Annotated in this window: 26 protein-coding genes; 11 read left to right on the top strand and 15 right to left on the bottom strand. The window is 46.1% G+C overall.

Going from position 1 to position 21,461, the window contains the following annotated elements:
* Positions 1 to 65 precede the first annotated feature (65 nt).
* The 11 genes from AB5903_RS12450 (at position 66) to AB5903_RS12500 (ending at position 9,716) form a co-directional block, all read left to right on the top strand.
* Complete coding sequence (locus tag AB5903_RS12450; RefSeq protein WP_022161673.1) at positions 66 to 1,175, top strand: site-specific integrase; 1,110 nt, start codon at positions 66 to 68, stop codon at positions 1,173 to 1,175.
* A 122-nt stretch (positions 1,176 to 1,297) separates the two neighbouring features.
* Complete coding sequence (locus tag AB5903_RS12455) at positions 1,298 to 2,518, top strand: transposase (RefSeq protein WP_287711147.1); 1,221 nt, start codon at positions 1,298 to 1,300, stop codon at positions 2,516 to 2,518.
* Positions 2,519 to 2,791: 273 nt separating this feature from the next.
* The gene (locus tag AB5903_RS12460; RefSeq protein ID WP_368117875.1) at positions 2,792 to 3,553 is read left to right on the top strand and encodes a DKNYY domain-containing protein; all 762 of its coding nucleotides are present in this window, start codon (positions 2,792 to 2,794) and stop codon (positions 3,551 to 3,553) included.
* Positions 3,554 to 3,568: 15 nt separating this feature from the next.
* Complete coding sequence (locus AB5903_RS12465) at positions 3,569 to 4,462, top strand: NADAR family protein (RefSeq protein ID WP_368117876.1); 894 nt, start codon at positions 3,569 to 3,571, stop codon at positions 4,460 to 4,462.
* A gap of 240 nt (positions 4,463 to 4,702) precedes the next feature.
* Complete coding sequence (locus AB5903_RS12470; protein WP_117685424.1) at positions 4,703 to 5,224, top strand: hypothetical protein; 522 nt, start codon at positions 4,703 to 4,705, stop codon at positions 5,222 to 5,224.
* An 88-nt stretch (positions 5,225 to 5,312) separates the two neighbouring features.
* On the top strand, positions 5,313 to 5,771 hold the full coding sequence (locus AB5903_RS12475) for a hypothetical protein (protein WP_368117878.1): 459 nt from the start codon (positions 5,313 to 5,315) through the stop codon (positions 5,769 to 5,771).
* Between the two features lie 54 nt (positions 5,772 to 5,825).
* Entirely contained in the window at positions 5,826 to 6,719 is an 894-nt protein-coding gene (locus tag AB5903_RS12480) for a hypothetical protein (protein ID WP_368117879.1), read from the top strand.
* 48 nt (positions 6,720 to 6,767) lie between these two features.
* A complete protein-coding gene (locus AB5903_RS12485; protein WP_195530440.1) occupies positions 6,768 to 7,328 on the top strand; it encodes a hypothetical protein in 561 nt (186 codons plus the stop codon).
* Between the two features lie 69 nt (positions 7,329 to 7,397).
* Positions 7,398 to 7,664: a hypothetical protein gene (locus AB5903_RS12490; protein WP_087208355.1), complete on the top strand. Its 267-nt coding sequence runs from the start codon at positions 7,398 to 7,400 to the stop codon at positions 7,662 to 7,664.
* A 64-nt stretch (positions 7,665 to 7,728) separates the two neighbouring features.
* Positions 7,729 to 8,133 (top strand): hypothetical protein, encoded by a 405-nt coding sequence (locus AB5903_RS12495; protein ID WP_368117880.1) that lies wholly within the window; start codon positions 7,729 to 7,731, stop codon positions 8,131 to 8,133.
* A gap of 479 nt (positions 8,134 to 8,612) precedes the next feature.
* Positions 8,613 to 9,716 carry a hypothetical protein gene (locus tag AB5903_RS12500; RefSeq protein ID WP_087208352.1) on the top strand — a complete coding sequence of 368 codons (1,104 nt, stop codon included), beginning with the start codon at positions 8,613 to 8,615 and terminating at the stop codon, positions 9,714 to 9,716.
* Between the two features lie 43 nt (positions 9,717 to 9,759).
* Here the strand turns inward: AB5903_RS12500 and AB5903_RS12505 are convergent, their stop codons facing one another.
* From AB5903_RS12505 to AB5903_RS12575, 15 genes are all read right to left on the bottom strand, one after another.
* Complete coding sequence (locus tag AB5903_RS12505; RefSeq protein WP_087208349.1) at positions 9,760 to 10,461, bottom strand: hypothetical protein; 702 nt, start codon at positions 10,459 to 10,461, stop codon at positions 9,760 to 9,762.
* Positions 10,462 to 10,465: 4 nt separating this feature from the next.
* On the bottom strand, positions 10,466 to 10,798 hold the full coding sequence (locus AB5903_RS12510; RefSeq protein WP_368117881.1) for a hypothetical protein: 333 nt from the start codon (positions 10,796 to 10,798) through the stop codon (positions 10,466 to 10,468).
* Positions 10,795 to 11,865, bottom strand: coding sequence for an LPD29 domain-containing protein (locus AB5903_RS12515; RefSeq protein ID WP_368117882.1), 1,071 nt, complete (start codon positions 11,863 to 11,865; stop codon positions 10,795 to 10,797). Before AB5903_RS12515 ends, AB5903_RS12510 begins: the two co-directional genes overlap by 4 nt.
* 11 nt (positions 11,866 to 11,876) lie before the next feature.
* Entirely contained in the window at positions 11,877 to 12,086 is a 210-nt protein-coding gene (locus tag AB5903_RS12520) for a hypothetical protein (RefSeq protein WP_168948118.1), read from the bottom strand.
* Positions 12,087 to 12,097: 11 nt separating this feature from the next.
* On the bottom strand, positions 12,098 to 12,694 hold the full coding sequence (locus AB5903_RS12525; protein ID WP_368117883.1) for a hypothetical protein: 597 nt from the start codon (positions 12,692 to 12,694) through the stop codon (positions 12,098 to 12,100).
* Positions 12,695 to 12,703: 9 nt separating this feature from the next.
* Positions 12,704 to 12,934 carry a hypothetical protein gene (locus AB5903_RS12530; protein ID WP_368117884.1) on the bottom strand — a complete coding sequence of 77 codons (231 nt, stop codon included), beginning with the start codon at positions 12,932 to 12,934 and terminating at the stop codon, positions 12,704 to 12,706.
* Between the two features lie 13 nt (positions 12,935 to 12,947).
* Positions 12,948 to 13,529 carry a hypothetical protein gene (locus AB5903_RS12535; RefSeq protein ID WP_368117885.1) on the bottom strand — a complete coding sequence of 194 codons (582 nt, stop codon included), beginning with the start codon at positions 13,527 to 13,529 and terminating at the stop codon, positions 12,948 to 12,950.
* 33 nt (positions 13,530 to 13,562) lie between these two features.
* A complete protein-coding gene (locus AB5903_RS12540; protein ID WP_168948114.1) occupies positions 13,563 to 14,057 on the bottom strand; it encodes a DUF4313 domain-containing protein in 495 nt (164 codons plus the stop codon).
* Positions 14,058 to 14,088: 31 nt separating this feature from the next.
* Positions 14,089 to 15,021, bottom strand: coding sequence for a hypothetical protein (locus tag AB5903_RS12545; protein ID WP_368117886.1), 933 nt, complete (start codon positions 15,019 to 15,021; stop codon positions 14,089 to 14,091).
* Between the two features lie 84 nt (positions 15,022 to 15,105).
* Positions 15,106 to 15,396 (bottom strand): hypothetical protein, encoded by a 291-nt coding sequence (locus AB5903_RS12550; RefSeq protein WP_368117887.1) that lies wholly within the window; start codon positions 15,394 to 15,396, stop codon positions 15,106 to 15,108.
* A 12-nt stretch (positions 15,397 to 15,408) separates the two neighbouring features.
* Positions 15,409 to 15,723: a hypothetical protein gene (locus tag AB5903_RS12555; RefSeq protein WP_168948111.1), complete on the bottom strand. Its 315-nt coding sequence runs from the start codon at positions 15,721 to 15,723 to the stop codon at positions 15,409 to 15,411.
* 12 nt (positions 15,724 to 15,735) lie between these two features.
* Positions 15,736 to 16,230 (bottom strand): hypothetical protein, encoded by a 495-nt coding sequence (locus AB5903_RS12560; RefSeq protein WP_168948110.1) that lies wholly within the window; start codon positions 16,228 to 16,230, stop codon positions 15,736 to 15,738.
* A gap of 223 nt (positions 16,231 to 16,453) precedes the next feature.
* On the bottom strand, positions 16,454 to 19,456 hold the full coding sequence (locus tag AB5903_RS12565) for an N-6 DNA methylase (RefSeq protein ID WP_368117888.1): 3,003 nt from the start codon (positions 19,454 to 19,456) through the stop codon (positions 16,454 to 16,456).
* A gap of 80 nt (positions 19,457 to 19,536) precedes the next feature.
* Positions 19,537 to 20,478: a hypothetical protein gene (locus AB5903_RS12570; protein WP_368117889.1), complete on the bottom strand. Its 942-nt coding sequence runs from the start codon at positions 20,476 to 20,478 to the stop codon at positions 19,537 to 19,539.
* Between the two features lie 12 nt (positions 20,479 to 20,490).
* A complete protein-coding gene (locus AB5903_RS12575) occupies positions 20,491 to 21,321 on the bottom strand; it encodes a DUF4121 family protein (protein ID WP_368117890.1) in 831 nt (276 codons plus the stop codon).
* Positions 21,322 to 21,461 lie beyond the last annotated feature (140 nt).

Consider the following 21,461-nt stretch of genomic DNA (forward strand, 5'->3'; position numbering starts at 1 on the left):
TATCTTGCGTAACCCTATTTAATAGAGGAAACATTGTCCAAAACAGTAATTAAAAAAGAATTGATATGGACATATACCAGAACAAGCCCAGAATCAAACTTACGCCTACCGTCAGGTATGGTAGGAAGTTCATTGAGGCAGCCTTTGATGATGACAGCCTGCGGATACCTTTGTCTAAAGAGGAAGGCATTCAACTTGTGGGCGGCAAAGCCTATTTGCCGGAAGAGCACTTTGTGCTTGCGGAGTTCTTTGACCGTTATGTAAAGATGGCTTTTATCGACTATTCCTCCATCAGGGAGCTGGGGCCCAGGAAACAGGAAGACAGTCGTCCGCCTCTTCCGGAAGGTTATCTGGAGAAATTGGAGCAGGTGCGGTACAGCGGACATACTGTCAGGGTTTATACATCCTATTTCCGGGATTTCCAGCAACATTTCAAAGGTCGTGACATCGGGACGATCACTTCCGGTGAGATAAATGACTATCTGCTTTACCTTATTCACGAGAAAAACATATCCTCTTGCCAGCAGAACCAGAGAATCAATGCCATCAAGTTTTATTATGAGAAGGTACTCGGACAGGAACGCCGATGCTACAAGGTGAACCGTGCAAAACGGGAAAAGACACTGCCCGACGTGTTAAGCAAGGAAGAGATAAAAAAGATACTTGATGTGACAGCGAAAGACCTGCGCTTCTTCTGTGTGTTTTCCATACTTTATTCCGCCGGGTTGAGAATCAGTGAACTTTTGAATTTGAAACCCGGAGACATCAGTGAGTCACGTTTCATGATCCGGGTGCGACAGGGAAAAGGCAGGAAAGACCGCTATACCCTGCTGTCCAAACCATTGATGAAGAAGTTGGCAGAATACAATCGACTGTACAGACCGAAAGTGTGGTTCTTTGAGCGCAGGCCTGGAGAGCCTTTCACGGAAAGCATCATATCGAAACGCTTGAAGGCTGCCGCACTTGAAGCCGGCATAACGAAACGTATTTATCCTCACCTGTTACGTCATTCCTTTGCCACGCATCTATTGGAGCAAGGCACTGACATTAAGATTGTAAAGGAGCTTATGGGACATAACAACATTAAGACAACGGAAAGATATGTACATATAGCTGATACATTCAAAAGCAATATCAAAAGCCCGTTGGATGACCTGTTGACAGAAGAGGAATAGATATGATACTTAGAAAAAATAACAGCCAAATCGGCTGATAGCATAACATTCAAGACAATAAACAACTAATAATCAAAAGATTAGATGTTGAAATAGAGTAAAAAAGGATTTGTGTGCGAGCTATGAAAGAAGTGCTAAACGACATATATACAGACGGTTGCAAAGAAAAGAAGTACCGCTTGTCCGATTTCTTCAATCGGTGGTGGGATGAATACGCACAGCACCCGGCGGAGTACATCACCCCCGAACAGTACAAGGCGGTGAACGCTATCCGTGTATGTCGCACAACCACTTTGGGGATAGACACATACGTTTGTCCCGATTGTGGGGAAGTACGGGAAATCAGCCATAGTTGCAAACACCGTTTTTGCCCGTCATGCGGCTGGCGTGACACGCTGAAATGGGCGGCACGCATGAAAGAAAAGATGCTGCGGGTGCCGCACCGCCATGTGGTGATGACCTTGCCGCATATCCTGCTGGACTTGGTGAAGCGCAACAGGAAAGAAATGCTGAATATACTGATGCGTACTTCGGCTGAAACGCTGAAAGACTGGATGATGCACAAGTTCGGCTTGAAAACCGGAGTGATTGCCGTACTGCATACCTACGGGGAAACGAAACAGCTCCATGTACACACGCACATGATTATGTCATGGGGCGGCATAGATAACGACGGTAAGATAGTCATCCCCGAACATGACTACGTGCATATCCCCTCTATCTGTAAGGTATTCCGCTACAAGTTTGAACACGCCCTGATAGGGTTGTTCGATGCGGGCAGGTTGGAGCATGATTTCCACGACCGCATGGAGTTTATGGGCTTCATCAAAAAGGTGGTGAACAAAAAGGACTGGATTGTACATTTGGAGCAGCCCATACAGATGCCGGAACAGGTGATACAATATGTGGGCAGGTATTCCAAACGGGCGTGTCTGAGCGAGTACAAGATTACGGCAATGGACGGCGAAAACATTTCATTCCGTTACCGTGATTACAAAAACTCACCCGACAGGAGGAACCCGGTTGAAAAGGAACTGACGCTGCATTACCGGGAGTTCTTCCCCCGGCTGCTGCAACACGTTCCACTGCGCTATTTCCGCATCGTGAGGTACTACGGCTTCTATTCCAATAAAGGCAGCCTGCCGGAAGAATACTTCGGGCAGGATGAAAGCGAGATAGAGGAAGCCGAGTTGCAACAGGCAGAAAGCGGATATGAAAACCCGTATTTCTGCGAGCGTTGCGGACGGACGAGAGTTTACAGCCATACCACGGTAACGGGTGGCGGCATGACATACACGGTAATACTGGAGCATTGCGACATACACCGGAAAAAAGCGGCATGACAGCAACATGGGATAGCTATGTCCTGCCGTGAACAAGAACAGTGAAATCCCATGAAAAGAAAGAAAGGAGAACTGAAAAATGAATGAAATACGGATAAGAGCAGTAATGAAACGAACGGGGTGCGGGCATGAACTTCACACCTCTTTCTGCCGGAAACAGCAGTCAAAAATTGAAGTTCTATATAGTATGTAATAAAGGAAATAAAAATTGTCTCGAACATGAGGATGAACCGCCCTAAACGGTCGGCTATCCTCTAAACATTATTGATGAATATGAAAGAACAAAAATTAATACCTAAAGATAAAATGGATATAGATATAGCTCCCAAGCCGCCAAAATACATAGATGTGGACTATATGACTTTGCCTAACATCGACAACAACCCGCTGTTCTATGATGAGGACGCGCAGGAGATCCTGGACTATTGGACGGACGGGAAAATGGTCTACTGGGGTTTTGACCCGGTGTCCAAGGATGTAGAGCATTTTGTCTGGTTCAATCGGCGCTTTGCCAAGGATAGCAAACACTGTTTTCTCCAGTGCAAAAAGCTGCGGAATGTGGATCACGCCTCGTTCACGGCACTCAATAACTGCTACGCCAGGGATTGTAAAAGTGTCTGGACGACCGGCGGCCGGTTTGAGCCGGAGGACATCAGCTCTTTCGTTGTCTGTGATGATGGAGTCAAACTGATTGAAGAGATCCGGACCATGTCCGATGGGACACAGCGCCCCATCCGAGTGCGGATTCCCTACGGATATGCCAAGGACAGCAAGGCCGTGTACTATGAAAACTTTGCCGGCAAGATCAAGATACTGAAAAAAGCAGACCCTGCCACCTTCGTTTCCAACAATGACGCCCATTTCGCATGGGATGCCAAGTCCATCTTCTGGGGCGGTTATCTTCTGCCGAAAGCCGACTTGCAATCCTGGCGAATCGTGAATGCACAAAAGAGTCTCTCAAGGGATGATAAGCACTTCTATATCCTGAATAAACTGGTCACAGAAGAAGAATGGAACCAAAAACTGCTCGGATAAGAAAGGACAAACCCTATGGCACTACAAGATAAGAAAATCATGCCTCCCCCTTGGCTGGCCCACCGGGAGATCGAGCGATACTCCATTGGCTGGCGCATGGGATATGGGGAGGATTACATAGACCGATTTGGCGATTGGCTGGACACCCTCTCCCCGGAGGAGCGGACGGAATACCGCACTCTCTTTCCCGAGCCAGTGACCTGGAAGGGCTGGTGGGATGACGAGGACAGCAGCGAGGTACTGGAGCATGGTGACTTCTTGGTGGATGCGTGGCAGCCGGAAGGCCAGCCAAAGTACACCCGCCAGTGGCTCCAGCAGGAGTTTGCCGCCGGGCGGAAGCGGGAGCTGTGCCTGTTCTGGGGCCATCAGCCTTCCGAGGACGGCCAACTGACAAAAAGCTGCCTCAGCCAGTGGTGGATGGAGGACTTCTATACGATGGCTGACTCCTACCTCTGCATGGAGCAGTATATGATGGCTGCCAAGGCCGAGCTCTTTGGTGACAAAGAGATCCGAGACCAGATTTTGAAATGCAGCGACCAAAAGCAGATCAAGGCCCTGGGCCGCAAGGTGCGGGGCTTTGAGCAGAAGGTATGGGACAAGTTCAAGTACGCCATTGTGCTGCTTGGCAACTGGCACAAATTCAGCCAGAACCGCGAACTGCGGGAGTTTCTCCTTTCCACCGGGGACAGCGTGCTGGTGGAGGCCAGCCCCTACGATGCCATCTGGGGCATCCGCCTCGCGGCCAGTTCGCCGGAGGCCCAGGACCCCATGAAGTGGCGTGGACAAAACCTGCTGGGCTTTGCGCTGATGGAGGTGCGGGACGAGCTACGCCGAGTGACACAGAACGAAATGCTTTGCGATTGGAGCACAGTATGGGAACAGAAAGGAACTGGTGCGCGTCCGGGCTGAGAATAGCCTCCCCCAGTGGGATAGTTTCTGTGATATCCTGATGGACTATCTTAAGAGGGGCGTTATTTCCTTTGCGACAGCAACAAGAACTATCCCTACCATAAACCGGAGGAACCGCAGACAAAGGAATATCCATTTGGAAATATGGATTAGTACAACAAAAAAGAACATTCATCAATAACAAACAGCACTACCGCTTAAAGCGGAACGCTGCCAAACATTAGCATCAAATAAAAAAGAATGAAAACAATAAAAGAATTGCTTGATGAAGTCATTGATTTAGAAGGTAAGGTTCAAATAAGCCAAGCTATCGACTTTCATAAGGGAGTGCCTACCCTTGAAAAAGGAGTTTATAGAAATGTCTCTCCTATGTTGAAAATCAGGTATGGGGCATTTGGTAAATGGATTAATGCGACACATGGAGATTGGCTTGATACAAAAGAAATGGAAAGTCTATGGAATGAAGATGAAAAGGATGAACGGTTGATAGGAATTGTTCGCGACATAAAAGCTTCAAAGGATTATTGGGAAGACCATGCTACTGGACTATTTGCGCCAAACAGAATTTCCATTTTTGCAGCAAGCGATAATGGCTATGAAATGATTTGCCTAATATGGTTTGACGGTACAGAAGAACCGGAATTATGGGTATATGATTGCAACGGTGAAAGTCGATATAAAGATTTAGCTGCTTATTTGCAAGCATATATTGATGATGATGTATCAGCTTCTGAAGTAAAGTGGAAATTAGCTGATATGTGATTCTTTTATTAGAAGTGATGCTAACATACACCTTAATCGCCCAAAATGGCGATTAGCTGCCGAACATTAGCGATATAATAGAAAAAACATGAATGCTTTAGAAAAGATATTAGAAAATATACCCTACTTGTCAGCAGATGACATAATTCAAACATTAGGGGCAGAAATGTATAAAGGAGAAGATAAGGATTTTCCAGAACTCGACAAGTTAGGAAATTATCCTAACTTTATTCAAGATGCAATCTATATTATAGCATTTGATACAGAACTTGCAGTAAATGGGATAGGTGGAGTTCTTGATAATATGATTGACAGCATTATCCTTAAAATAATTAAAGCATTCCAAAATATAGGGGCGAATCAAGAGGCTGACATATTATCTAAAATAAATGTAATTAATCAAACATCTCCTTTTAGTAATGAAATAGAGACTTTGAGAAAGTCATTATACTTATATACAGATTTTGATATTTGGTCTTTACTTGAAATATACGTTGAACAAGAAAAGAATAAATATATCGCTAACATACACCTTAATCACCTATAAAAGTTGATTAGTTGCCAAACATTAGTTGCTTGATAAACTTAAAGTTAAAAATGTATGAAAAGGTTTATAACACAAAAGGAATTTAATTATAGTACGGAAATTTTTTATTCCTTATATCTATATGATGTAATTCTAAAAATTCCGCAATATGATTGGGTGAATAGAATTTATGATTTCTTGAATCATATTGGAGTTCCGTTAAAATCTGTTTCTTGGGGAAATTCAGAGCATTATGGATTGTGTTCAATAAGCAAATATCTGGAAAGAGGTTGTTCTACCATAAATGAGGATCATTTAATAAGTTTGTATAGCTCCATTGTACAAAGATATTGTGCGGAGTGCTATTTAAGATGTTCTTACATTCATAGTAATTTTTTGAACTATGATATGAGTACAGATATAGAGTTCAAAATTGCAGATACTGCGTTGAGAAAAGTTCAACTGTCTCCGATTCAATTTTATGAGCAATTTATGGAAAATGTATGCGAATTGTTTGAAATACCATATGGAATTTATTTTTGGGGAACATATCAACTCCAACATGAAAAATACCCGAAGGATATTTTTATATATAATAAAAGTGAAAACTTAAATAATTGGTATTTTAATTACTGGAATAAGACTTTAAATGATACCGATAAGAGGAAAAACCATATATGTGCTCCCAATTTACATCAGCAAGGCTATTTCCGAAAAATATATGAATTTAATATAATAACAGATAGACATCTTTGTAAGAAAATAGATGGTGTTACATTGAAAGAATGGATTGTGAACTCTCAGGAAAACGGTAGGCTGCAATTATTAAACTCAAATGTTTATTCCTGGATAATAGAAAAAAATGAAATCCAAAGGATTCAAGTAATCCTTGCTAAAGAAAATCTTATAATTACAGATAAAAACTTTGATTGGAATAATACACAACTAACAAACATATCAATCTCCTAAAGTAGATTATCTGATAAACATTATGTGCAACTAAAAAACAATATAAATATGAAAACTGAAAAAATTAGTGATGTCCTGCAAGGAATGGATGTCAATACAGAAGATGCGATTGTAACCTTATCTGACAAGATTTGGGAGATAGGTAGCATTGATGAAATTAGGCAACAAGTATCCGATGTTACTTTTACTTTTCATGTTGTAACTAATGTGATAGGAAATTGTCAAGGCGATGGTTGGATGTCTATTGTAGAATATCATGCAGACTTGTTACCTTACATATCTTCTGCGATGTATGAAATTGGATTAGACAAGGTTGGTGAAGCAACCAAAAATATAGCGAATATCTTCCCTTTGGATATATCGGTTCTTAGCGATAGTGAGTTTTGTAAGGTTGTAAACTTTATGAAAGGACATAAAACGGACTTAGAGGAGCTAAAAAAATATAGTGAATCGGAACAAGAAAAAATGAGTGAACAATACTTTGATACTATTGACAAGCTGGATGAAATAGCAGAAAAACTATGGTATTATGGCTGCCCAGATAACGAAGGTTGGGGAGTTGTAAGCCGTTATTTAGAGAAGCACTTGCAGGACAATTTTTGGAAATAAATGCACATAACAAGCACCTGTGCCACCTAACGGCGGCAAGCTGCAAACCATTATAAATCAAAAGAAACGATGAAAGTAACAATAAACAAAACACATATATTACTCCCTGTTGCAGGTTTTGTGACGGGTGGCTTATATGTGCTTCTATATGCTTTTATCGATTATTGCGATACTGCACCTTTGGATGAGTCTTTTTATGATATAATATCCCAAATACTATCTCACAATGATGTACGGTTAGCTATTTATTTGTGGGGATTCATTGGATTTACTTTAGGATGTATTGCAAATCTTTTGATCGGTTTTCTTCAAAAACATATTAAACGAGCTAAATAACGGCAGATAACAAGTGGCTGAATTTCCCCTGAAAGGTTTTTACCAACAAAACAAGAAATATAAAATGACTGCAAGATTGAGACGACATAAAGAAATGATAATCATAGCCATTATAGTGGTTCTTGTATTGTTTGGATGGCTATATCGGGAACTTCATCCGACAATTGTTTTTCATAGCCCACAAGAGAGCAAATATCTGGGAAAGGTATCAGGAACAGACGGTAGCATAGAAAAGCTATACATTAAAGACCATACAGTAAAGTACAGGTTGCCGTATATATGGGAGTGGCAAGAAGATGATGAAGTGGCAATTTTCATAAACAATTATGGAGAGGTCATTCATAAAGAGGATTTGTGCTTTTGGAAGCTGGATGTCTATCTGGATGAAAACAATTGCTGTCTAAACCAACGCACGACAGAATACTGTTATGGTTTACGTCGTATTTTGCAGTTCCAAACGGATAAGTAGGTGATGGCATTCTCTTAAATATTTTGAACGATGTCTATTGATTGAGAACCTTTATAAATGAATAGTGGTATGAAAAAATATATACCTGCCATACTAAGTATAATATTCTGCATGGTGTATTGCTTTTGCATCAGTCTGGTCAATATATACAGACCGATTGAACACATGGATATTTCAATAGGAATACTTTTGCGATTAAGTGTAATAGTCATGTTCCTGACTTTATTGACGGGAATGCTAATAGTACAATTCACTAAAAGAAAATATTCAGCGGTAATTCCCGTAATCATACCAATTCTATTATGGGGTTCTTATATGAAGTTATTTCCTTACCGCTCGTTTATCTATATGGGAATATCCGTCCTGATCTATTTTACATACATATCTATCTTATGGCATTTTGGGAAAGTGGATAAGCAGATTAAGTATAAATAAGTGTTTTCTGAAAATTGACTATGTCTCAGATAATAACAATAAAGATGAATAATATAAAGAACATTGCAAAGCATATGAGATACTTCTTGCTGTTTGTTTTTATGGCTTGGTCTTCTTTCTTATATGCCAGTGAAAACAAAACAGATACTGTGAGTATCCATATCAACAATCAGGTTTATGAACTTACCGTATCAGTGGACTCTGCTAAGGTAGAATGCGGAAAGAAGCCAGCTGCATATGTGAAACTTACCAAGGATGGAAGTGCGGCAGGAGAAAGTGCCTTTCCAATGTCTGGCAACTGTCCGATTGAAGAGGATATAGGTATTGAAGTCTCTGGCAAGGAATTTATAATCAGAATTCCGTATTGCGACGGTTTTCTGTTCCGTATCGGCTATGCCCGATTTGGCTATTCAGAAAAATACGATGATTTTGTTTTAACAGAATACAGGGAAGAAAACATAGACAGACTGAATACGGAACAGGAAAGCAAGAGTGTAGGATACAGTATCTTATCCAAAAAACCGATTGTATTCTCCATGTTTTCTCCCGAAACAATAAAAAGAATAATCCGGCAGAATCTGATTCGGGAGCATGAGATTATCCAAGCTTGTACGACCCAATATCCTATTTTCGGTTACTCTTCCAAAGAGAACAAACTGATGTGGATAGAAATTCCGGCCGAATTTGTCATACAGAATAACAGCCCCCAAAGGATATATGTATTTAATCCTTCTTATTATGGCTATGCTTATGAAGCCGGATACAGATTAAAAGAAAATCCTACCAAAGGATGGAGTTTGGTTCTTTTTTATAGGATTGAAAAAGACTCTATAGGCAGTTATTTGCGTAATTCTGAATCCATTTTTCCAAAAGAATCCAACCGTTATATAATTAATTCACGAATATTTGTCTATAAGAATCCTGAATTTCAGAAACTGTTTGGGGATACGGTTGCCTCAATGTTCCAGAGACATAAGGAATCCCACTGGCAGGTTACCCCGTCTGCACTTTCCACAAACCAGCGAAAGTTTCTCAGACAGCTCATTTCGGGTGACTCCCTAAGAGTCCGGCTTTATTCGGATTCACTGGATCGACATCATTCGGTAAATATTCCGCTTGATGTCGGGAAAAGGCTTCCCACATTCTGATACATTTTAGAATGTGGGAAATGATTCTGTTCACAGGTATTTTTCACTTTCTGTCAAGAAATGCAAGATAGTCTGCAACAGCCTTATGGCATCCGGTAAAGTCGGGAGTACGGCGACCTTTGTATTTCCTGAAACTGACGGTTCCGTTCCGGTCGATTGCTGCCACATGTCGGCTGAATGTCCCTTTGGTTCTGATATGGATGTCAAATCCGTCCCTACCGGTAATTTCAAGAAGCTTTTCTGCCGTTATTTTCTCACCATTCAGGAATTTCCGCTTGTTCTCGTCAAGCAATTGTTGCCATCGGGCTTCTTTCTCCTTTCTTTCCAGTTCTTCTTTTCTTTTCCGTTCCAGACGCTTTTCTTCCTGCCTTTTTGCATACGTCTCACGAGCCTGTACCAAAGGAGTGGAGTCAAGACCGAGGGCATTGAATACATGAACAGACAAGAGGGGGATGATTTTTCCATTCTCCGCATCCTTCAGGGTGTTTTCAATCCAGTTCTTGCAATAGGCTGACGCTTCTTCACGGTGCCCCTCCTTGTCAAGTATTCTGCGTGAATACTGTCCGCAGGAAAAATGGACATCACCTATCTTGCAGATCACATGGAAACTGTCTTCACTTTCGTTTCCGTATTCGTTTTTTCTTGCCAGCGAGATAAATACATTCTCCGCATACGGCTCAAGTTCCATGTATGGGGCAACGATGGTGTTGCCGTCAAACTTGTATTTCAATACTTTTGCTTTCATACTTCTATTCTGTTTTTCTGTCGGTACATATTTCATCTATTATCTCTTTCTCTTTTTTCTCACCTTTGAGGAAGGCAAGCATCCGCCCGAAAAAGAACGGGGCTTGGTCTGTCCCCAGCTGTGAGCTTTCCCCGTTCCGGGTGGCGCATATTGCAAACCGTCCCAGTCCGAGACTCTCCTGTGGCGGTACGATATGGAATGACAGGTTTCCCGTACCGTTGATGTGAAGCCCGCCACGGTAGGTGTAGAAAGTCTTTGCGGCTCTACTGTCCGTATCAATGTCCACCCGGCTGTATCCGCGGAGTTTCAGTTCTCTGATGATTTCCCTATTTGTCATAATTGTAACTGTCTGATTGGATTTGAAATGTTCTGGTGTACTGTTCCCGTATTTGGGGATATGCCGTGTTCAGACACCCACTTCCGGTATGCCGTGGCATATTCCTGCCTTTCCCGTTCCAGACTGTTTTCCGTTTCCGGGGTATATCCGAGCAGACGTATGTATCCGCCGTTGCAGCCTGTCAGTTCGCAGCACATTCCTGCTGCCTCCAGTTTCCCGATGCGTTTCTGTGCCGTCTTCGCGCTTGAATACTCCTTGGGCCAGAAATAATGTTCGCCCTGTGAGCCGTAAAAGTCCTCTCCGAGTATCATTTCCCCGACATGTCTCCGGCTTTCGATGAAGCCGAACCGGGCCTTGCCCAGTGCCTGACGCATGGCCTTGTGTGCAGGTCCTTCGGGATGCCTGAACACTTCAGGACTGTCTTTTCCCGTAATCTTCGGCAGTTCCATCCGGTACGGCTGTCTGTAGCTGCCGATTCCGAGTGTCAGATAGAAATTGGTGTGGAAATAGTCAGTCATGGGGTCGCTTTCATCAAAGTTATACGACATGACAAAGTCCCTGACGTTTGTCATCACCTCCTTGGCCCGGTCGGTCAGACTGTCCGATGCCTGGATGTTGTAGTGGTTGATGTCTCCCTGTACCTTTCCGGACTCTCTGGTGAAAGCCTCGAAGTCCGCTTTCATCAGCCGGATAAGGATTGAACTGTATCCGTCCCTGCGGACCGAGAAGGTGTATCTCGGATAGGTTTCCTTGAGCCATGTCCTGACCAGTTCCGTGATTTCTGGCGCGGACTGCCCGTTGTAGTTGCGTCCTTTCCAGCGGTATTCATTGTACACGTATTCGGTGTATTCCCTTGCGGTGGCACCCTGAAAGTCGTGTTCGTAGCCTGTCGGGGCTGTGGAAACGCAGGGCTTGTCTTTCCAGACCTCGAACAGCCTTCCGAATTCGGTGTTCAACTGCTGCATGAGGGCAGTGTCACCACCCTTGTCCGGGTGGTGAAGCATTGCCAGACGGCGGTATTCCTTTTTCAGGTTCGCCAGTGAGTGTATGTTCTGAAAATAAGTCATAAACATTAGTCTTATGCCCCTGCGAGGCGATTGATAAAATATTCCTGGCAGTCAAGGTCAAGTCCGAGGTTGCCGCATGCCGTTTCAATGTCCTCTTCCCTGAGATCCTCGGCTTCCTGTAATTGTTGCAGGTAGTGAACTTCTGCATTCAGGTATTCCTGTGCTTCTTCCTTGCTGCAACTGCATGAATTGCAGATCAGGTCAATGATGTTCCGTGCCATATCCGTTGTCTTTAATTGTTTGTCAGGTATATGTTCCGTTTCTCGTCATAGCTCTTGCCGTTCCACCACTCATCGGTTGCCTCGGCAAATGTCTGCCCGGAATTGGCTGAAGGGAAATCGGAAGTCTTGAATCCGGTCAGGTATTCCAGGTTTTCGGTGTTGTTGGACTTCCACCATTCCTGCATCTTTTCCAGATAGGATTGTCTGGAGCAGGTTTCCACATAATCTTTGCACAACAGACACCATATGTCATCGTCCACGTCATTGTGATATTCATTCGTGTTGACATCCACCCATGCCTGGATTTCAATCTTTGTAGAGCCGCAGTCACTGCATACCCTGATTTTGGAATCGTCGGGGATTTTGCGTCTGGCCTTGCCGTCATAAAGGCTGACGGCCCGTTCCACCAGTTTTTCCCTGTAACGGTCTGTCAGTTCCGCATAGAACCGTTCGGCTGCCCCGAATATACCCTTGTCCGTCATCAGAGACCATTTTTCCCAAAAATGTGGGTGCATTTCCTTGAATACTGTCCTGCACTCTTCCTCGCTCCAGGCATTCCACATGTAGTAGAAGAAACTGGATACTGCATTTTCCGCTTGATATTTCATAATGTGTTCTTATTTGAGGTTATACATCCTTGCAAAATGGCTGTTCACTTCAGGGATCCTTTTCTTGTAATAGGGCTGGTTGTCCCTGCACCAGTCCGCCAGTTCCTGTTTGTTCCTGAACGGTTCCCTCCAGCTTTGTCCGCTCATGATCATTTCCACCTGCGGGGCCAGCTCCCTGATGAACGCTCCGACAGTCCATCCTTCCCGAATATGCCTGTCCATGTTGATTTTTGTTGCCATATCGTCTTTCATTTCAAGAGTTTCCGTTTGTATTTTCAAGTTGAAGCCTGACTGCTTCGTACATTTGATTGAGCCAATCAATGTTGCTGGCTCCGATTTCGAAAGGACCCTGACAGAAAACCTCTTCCATACTGTCCTTTATTGTTGCCAACACGGTAATGAACTTGTCAGTAACCTCAATTCCTGTAACATAACACTCGTATGGTTCTGCATTATCGTCAAACCAGATAATCCATACAGGGTCTTCTTCGTTATCGGTAAATGTGATTTTTTTCAGGCCGTGTACATCAAGCAACTGCCTGATGGCTTCGATTATGTCCTTACGCAGTTCTTCAATCCTGTCGCTGAAACACATGGATGTGTATCTGACCTTGCCTTTACCGTCCCGTTCCCTGACAGACAGGATCTGCATGTCGGGGTGAGAGCCGAATCTCCAGTCTGTCACCTCGTCGTCATCGCGGGTAGTATGGATGTTGCCGCCCAGTACCAGGCCGCAGTCTTCCGCTATCATTCTTTCCGCCTCGTCGCGGTCTTCCGCCACGACCTTGTAGGTACCCTCGAAGGTGTACCTTACTCTTACATCGTACTTTGCCATAATTCCTATAATTTGGTTAATGATTTCTGTTGTTTATTCTTGTTCGAGGTTTTTGAACGATTCCGGTGATAACCGGTACAGTTCAGCCAGGTTCAGCCTTGCCATCGGGTATTCCACCCATCCGCTTTTGCGTCTGTAGCCCGTATCTTCGGCAAGGCTGTTCCTTGTGAGGAATTCCATCGCTTCCGGATTGTTGTTGGTGTCAATGAATGCCTTGTCGGGAATCCCGAATGCCGGGGATTCTTCCAGATTGACGGTAAGCACCGTGTATAGTTCCCCGTTGTCCGGTGATTCCAGACTCAGTGCCGGCCATCCGTTCGGGTAGAAGCCGGTGACAAGCCTGAATTCCTTTCCATGATACAGGAATGTCCTTCCGGACCGGTCTTTTCCGGATTCCTGGATTTTGAAGTCGTCTTCTCCTTCAGTGAATGTCCTTACCGGGCAGGATACATCGTAATGGCAGTCGTCTTCGTGGCCGCACAGGTATTCTTTTCCCTTGAAGAGGATGATTGCATATTTCTTTTCCATGACTTGATTTCTTTAAGTGACCATACTTGATTTATGAAGCGACAAGGCCGATCCTTTCACCGAAGAAGAAATCGCATACCCCGTACACATGCTTGATGGAGCATTCATATTCCGACCTTTCGTTATCAAGACGGAATCGGAATCCGTGACAGTCCCTGACTTCCAGTTTCAGTCTGACGTCTTTCCGGAGTTCCATCTCCAGGAGACTTCCACCGCCGTACATGGAGCTGAAGATGCCGCAGCAGTTGCCTTTGGGAATAATGACTTCCTTGAGCGAGAATCCGGCATCATAAAGTTCCTGCAGGCTTACCTTGCCGATATAGGTCAGCAGATTGGCACCGCAGCAGGAGTTGATGAGTTCCTGATAGAACTGTTCATAGGATACCTGTTCCTTGCCGTCCCTGTATTTTTTGTCGGGGAACCGGCCATATACCGTGTAGCCTTTCTCCACCAGCATTCTTTTCACTCTGGCAGGATTGAGGTTCAGTGCGTCTATCATATCCCCGAAATAGGATTCCTTGTACCGGTAGCCTTCCTGCGATTCCAGCCAGTTGGAATTGATGCAGTCGTAGTTGGAAAGCATCTCTACACGCACGGGGATGTCTCCCGTGTTCTTGAGCAGTCCTTTCATCACGTTGGAGTCGTCACGGCTGTATATCTCGTTCCTGATCTCGTCCTCATGGCAGTCGAAAAAGTCCTCGACTTCCGATTCCTCAAAATCCCGGAAAACAATGCATTCCTCTTTCAGCTTTTCGATGATTGTCCGGACGGCCTCCCATTCAGTCTCGCCGTACCAGTCATCCGTTTTCTCCCACAGGCTGTCACAGTTTCCCCTGTCCAGGCATTTCTGGATAATGTCCAGGTTGTCGTCGAGATTGTCCCGGTAATCCACCCATACCAGCGTGTAGGAAGGTTCCATCAGGCCCTTCACGAAATCCATTGTCAATGTTTTCTTTTCTTCCATATCCGTTACCTGTGTACGGCAGGATTTCTTTTCCCGTACATGTCGTTTATAAATGGGAAGAGCGACCTTTCGGCCGCCCTCCGGTTATCTGTCCTCTTCATAGAATGTCTGCCGGAATCGGTCACGCTCCATTACCGTTTTCCCTTCGAAGTTGAAATGGGCAGAATGCCCGTATCCGGTCTTCGGCTCGCCGCCGTATCTTTGCAAGGCCGTATCTATGTCCCAGTCCGTGTCACCTATACCGAGAGATATGCTCTCATGGTGCAGCAAGTGGTGTGCAAGGCGCAATGCCGGAACAGTCTTGCGTTCATGACGCAGGTAATCGAATGCCCGTATTGCGATTTCCCTGTTGGGAACTTTGATTGTTGTTGTCATATCCGTTGTCTTTTAATTGAAAATGTCAGAGTCTTTCCTGTTGTCTTTCGCAGCAAGGACACCGAAAGGCAGGTCGAGTATCCTGTGGCTGAAGCACATTGTTGAATTGTAGTCCGTGCGTTGCCAGAGGGTGAAACGGTCTCCGGCGAACGACCATCTGAAATAGCCTGACAGTGAGCCGAACTGAGGATTGACATTCCTGCTTATAAGGAAGCGGTTCACGTCCACGATGTGTCCCGCCGTCAGTAGTATGTTCAGTATCTCCACGAATGCCAGCTGCGAGTATGGGTCGATGGGCATTACCGGTCCTTTGAAGTTGATTTCCATATCTTTTGTCTTTTAGTCATAATTGTCATCAAATATCTCGTATCGGAAGGGAAGCATGTCGCAGTAGTAGCCTGAGGCACCCGTGTATATCAGTGCGTCTTCTCCCGTATCTGCGGGGTCGTCTTCCCGTTCCGTGACGGAATTCCCGTACAGGTCATGGTAGTGTGATACCATCATATGCGGGTCGTCCGTGGTGATGTCATATCCGTAGCTTCTGCTCCAGCTTATGAAAAACTCCGTTTCTTCCTCTTCGAGCCTTTCAAGGGCATCCCTGATCTCGAAGAAGTTCGGACAGAGCCATTCACGGCTGATCAGTGTGTCCGGAATGTTCTCCCATTTCGGATACCGGTATTCCGGTTCCTCCTCCCCGGGAAACAGGTCGGAACAGGCACTCAGGAACTCGCCCATGTCGCTGTATTCGGACATGTGCAGCCAGTAGTCCCTGTAATCCTTTATGTCAATGAGATGCTGTGTGGTCACGGCAATCTCTGCATTGTTCAGATCCATATTACTTGTCTTTTATGTATGTGGATGCCGGGGATTCCATTCCACCGACCTCGACAAGGTGCCGTGTCCCGGCTGTGCAGGGTTTTTCGGGAAAATACCGCAGCCCCCGCGAGGATGATTTTCCCGAAAACCGCCTGCGGCCTGACCTTGCTCAGCCGATGGGGACGCGGCTTACCTTTGTCGGTGGGAATGGAACTCCCGGTCTTCTTCATACGGTTCATGTTCATTCTGTTATACGCTGGCTTCCCCAGCTGATGTGTATTTTGCCTTCACTGTCCTGCGTGCGGATGAGCAGGCTGTCGATGACGGACATCGTGATGTCGAACTCTTCGAAGATTTCTGACTGTTCCTTGACTTCACCGGTCTTGATGAATTCGTTCAGACGCTCCTTGGTCAGTACCAGTGCCATCAGGTTCTGTTCGACCGAATCTTCGTAGGTGACGTAGTGGACATCCTTCATTTCTTTGGAGTCCAGACGGATGAAGCGGAAATAGAACTGTTCCATACGGGGGATGTTCCATTGCAGGGACTCCAGTATCACGTCGTTGCAGGTAGGTATGTTCACGGAACTGCTCAGGCTCTGCTGCGTGCATATCAGGATGCCGTTGATGGTGGAATCGAATTCCGTCACGATGCCCTGCCTTTTTTTGAAGGCGACATCCCCCTTGACCACAAATACAGGCCTGTCGGGGAAATGTTCCCGGATATAGTTCTCGTAGAGGTCAAAGGCTGTCAGTGTGGTACATCCGATGGCTACCTTCCCCGGTATTGTCCTTATGAGCCTTTCAATGTAGCGGGTCTTGGAGGGATACCTGTCACCGTAGTATCCCTCTATCAGGTGCGGTACCGAGCAGGACTTGATAAGCAGCTTGATCTGTCTCATGAGTCTCAGACCTGCATCCTTTTTCGTGTCTCCCGTGCTGTTGTAGTACAGCTCGCATATGCGGCAGAATTCCTCGATGATGACACGGTACACTTCGTGTTCCCCTTCCGAGGGGCGGACCGTATGTGTCCGTATCCGGTACTTCTCTCCCGCGAAATCCCTGAATTTACGGGTGATGACCGTCTTGCCGATAAGTTCGGAGAGCTCGTTCTTGTTATAGACATCTTGGTTCTGTTTCTCTATGCCGAATACGGTGGCTTTCCCCGGACAGTGGCAGGCACGGAAAAGGACATGCCCCCTGAAGGCGGGGAACGGTGTTCCGTAATCCGGATTGTTCTCTTCCTCTATTTCGCGGTCCCTGTTTTCGTGGTAGACCTGCGGGCTCCAGCATATCATGTTTACGGAGTTGTTGTAGAGTAGTTCGAACTGGCTATACAGTTCCGCGATGTTGTTGCGGGTGGTTGTTCCCGTGTCGAGGATCTTGTACCTGAGCCTCCTGAATATGCACAGGATGTTTCTTGTACGCTGCGATGTGGGATTGGTGATTTCGTCCGACTCGTCGAACACAAGGCACAGTTTGCCGGAAGTGCGTTTTACGAAACGCATCAGTCCTCTTTTCAGTTTCCGGAGCATGGAGGTGGAGACGACAAGGAATGTTCCTTCCGGTACATTGTCGAGGTCTCCGGCGGTCTGTATTGTACGGAAACGTTCCTTGTTTACGGTAAGGAACGGTATCCAGGTCATGTTGGTGGCGATGGCCGGTGCGAGTATGATGACATTCCTTGCTTTCCGGAACTTTAGCAGGTATTTCGCCCTGTGATAGACGGCGGCGGTCTTGCCAGAGCCCTGTTGCCAGTTCAGCAGGGCGTAGCGTTTCTGCAGCACGAGGTTCAGGTCGTGTTTCTGCAAGTCCGTGAATTCGCAGACTTCACCGTCCTTGTTGATGAACCTGGTACGGTCCAGGTATTCCTTCAGGCCGGAATCTTCCTGCATCTCTGCGAACAGGAGATTCTGGGTCTCGTATTGCCTCTGTTTGCGTCGTATCAGTTTTCTGGCGGCACGGATCTGCCGCATGTTCTTTTCCGTGACGTTTTCCGGCATCGGGAGTTCGGCCCTTCCGAGTATGAGGTCGTTGATGCCTGCGGCCTTGTGCGTGACCTTGTCGAGCAGATGCGGGGCATATTGCTTCAGCTTGAAGCCGTAGGATGTCTTCACAAGTGCCACTTCCTTGCGCGGCACCACGTTCTGCGAGGTGATGTACCTGCGGATGATGCCGAGAACCTTGCCGGTGGTCAGCTTCTTGCGTTCCCATTCCTTCATCTGTTCCCGTGTGGCATTTTCCGGCGGTTTCTGGTTGCGGAATTTGGACACCAGCGCCTCCGCCTTTTCGACATGCCTGTTCAGCACGGCATGGGCTTTCAGCTCGTACATGTATTTGGCGAGCCTGTACTCGAACTGTTCCAGCTCGTCCTTGTCTATATGGTTGCACTCCCGCATCAGCTGGAGGCGCAGCCGGTGTTTCATTTTCCGCACTTCGGCTATGCGTTTCTTCAGCTCATCCATGCTGACAAACTCTTCCGCGTTGTAGGGCTGCATTTCAATATGGAGGGAACGGCGGAGGAATACCATGATTTTTGTTGCGAAATTCTGCACGCCCACCGTAGAGAAGGCTGAATGTTCCAGCCTGGTCTGGCCGATGAAGGAGAAATTCGAGTTGATTTTCGCCACGCGTGTCTTTTCCCAGAACTCGTTCTGCATGAAGGAGAGAGGGACGATGACCATCAGGATTCCGGCAGGGCTGAGCACGTCATAGGCCTTGTCCATGTAGAATTCCTGCGACAGCCTGTAATCAAATTTCAGGTTGAAGGGCGGATTTCCGACAATTATGTCGAAACGCTGTTCGGGATTGTACAGCTGTATGTCGCATTTCTCGATATGAGCTTCCGGGTAGAGGTATCTGGCAACGGCCACCGCCTTGCCGTCGATGTCGAAGCCGTAGGCGTTGTGCAGGTTGGGCAGATGGTTGAAGAAGTTGCCCATGCCGCAGCACATGTCAAGAACCATTTCCGTGGATGTAGGAGAAAGGGTCTCCACCATGCTCCGGCATATGTCATGTGGTGTGAAGAACTGGCCCATCTCGAATTCCTTCTTGGCCTCGGCATATTCATGGTAGCTGGCGAAGTCCGACTGTTTGAGACTGTGCAGTCCTCCGATTCCCGTGTAGCAGTTGTAGATGCTTTCCTTCGGGACGAGGTCCTTGCCGGAGTCTATGGCGAAAAGGATTTTCTCGTTGATCTCGGCACGCCTGTCCCGGGGAATCTGTTGGGGTATGATGGCATACATGTCTTTTCTTTTTTAATGGTTGGAAACGGAGACACCCCGCAAGGATGTCTTACGGGGTGCCTGAATAAGTATTTCATGAATCAGTCTTCTCTGAGTGTGATTTCATCCAGCCGCAGCCTTCTGTAGCAGTTCTCTGCGGCCTGGCTGTCCTTGAAGCGTATGTCGATACGTCCGTTCTTGTAGAACTTGATCTGCTCCGCGTTGGTCAGGGTGAGGTTGTACCATTCGGTTATATCCACATCGCGTCTGTCAAGGCCGATGACCATACCGCTTGAACCGTTTATCACGTCATCCGCCCCGTATGCGATACCTTCGCAGAAAATGTCCACCTTCCTTCCGCAGTCATACGAGAACTCGTATTCCCGGTGGTATTCCAGATGGATGCTGTCCCAGGACACGATGTCAGGGAAAGTTATCTTGTCCTTTTTCAGTTCGGGCTTCACCTTGCTCCAGCGGGAAGGCTGTACCGTTTTCAGGAAACGGGCCAGCAGTTCTTCCTCTGCGGTCTCACGGAAACTTTTTCCGCCGAGGTGTTCGATGACCATGTCCACGTAAGTCTGGTAGACCGGACGGAATCCCATGCGCATGGCCTTCTCGTCGATTACAGGAATGGGTACATCTACATTGTAGGTCCTGTTGAAATAGGAAATGATGCGATTCGCGAAATTCGCGTTGGCATTGCAGTTGTTGTCCGCAAGCTCGTTGATGAGGTCAAACGGTTTGAATTCGTTGTGGGTATAGTCATCCTCCCCGCTGCTGTTGAAATAGAAATTCCGTATGGAGACCTTACCGTTATCCTCATACTTGAAGTTTTTTGTTTCCCGATACCGTTCCGCCTCTTCCTTGAAGATGGCATACCATCGGTCAATACGGTCAAGTGTCCTGTAGAGCTGGTCCTGCTGTAGCTGGCAATACTGCCGGTCCTGTTCTGTAATCTTGTCCTCATTCCTTACTTGCACGTTCAGGATTCCAGTGAGCAGGTCTGTATGGCTGCCTGCTGTTCTTGTTGCTGTTGTCTGCATAATTGTATGTTTTTAGAATTTGTCATTTTCGGGTTTGATTCGGTAGCAGTAGGTGATGTGGCTGTCCATGTCCTTGACCAGTTTGACCTGTTCGGGATGGAAGTTGAGACGCCGTTCCACGGCCGGGGCATCTATCTTGTCCCATTCGTGCTGCGTCAGGAACCGGTTTTCATGACGGAAACACCAGAGTACGATCTGGTTTTCCCAGTTGCCCTTGAATACGGTCCCTTCATAGTCTTTCAGGAACTGCCGGAAGTCCTCTTCGGTCCTGAAAGCCATGTCGTAGCCCTGGTATAGGTTGCGTGCATCCGGACCCGTGTCCTTGGTCAAATAATATTGTCTCCATGTTTCCGTGGTGAAATCGCCGTAGAGCGGATCAGGTTCGGAATAGGACCATAACGGTACTTTTGCCGTGAATGTGACGGCACCGTTGGCACACGCTCCGCAGTTTCCCCAGTCCTTGAATGCACCTTCCGTCCATCTGACGAATTTCAACTGTTTGGGGTCAATATGGTGGAAGGCCCCTCCGCTGACGCTCAGCCGGATATTGGCATCCTGTTCCCATACAAACGGAATATAAGGTTCTTCACAGATGGAAATCCAGCCGTTTTCTTCATCCTTGTTTTCAATCAGGGAATTGCCGTAATACTTACCGTATCTGTCCACATAGATGAGTCTGTCACCGATCTGCGGAATCTTTTCCGAGCGTGTCCTTTCTATCAGTTCCACATAGCCGTTGGCCATATCCACGTCCTGCTGTGTCAGCCAGTGTTCATGATCGTACAGAATGTTCAGTGGCTTGAGTGTTTCCACCGTGTACTTGTTCTTTGTTGCCTGTAACATAACATTTGATTTTTTGTTAGTCCGGCTTCTGGGGCCGGAGTTCCCATAACTACAGGCTTAAAAAGGTCGTGTTCCGTACATGCAAGGCTTCGAGAAAAAATACCGCAAGCCCTCCGGGGCGAGGATGATTTTTTCCACGA

The organism is Bacteroides sp. 2201st1_D9_2201SCRN_220225 (assembly GCF_040928965.1).
In the GTDB taxonomy this organism is placed as follows: Bacteria; Bacteroidota; Bacteroidia; order Bacteroidales; family Bacteroidaceae; genus Bacteroides; species Bacteroides stercoris.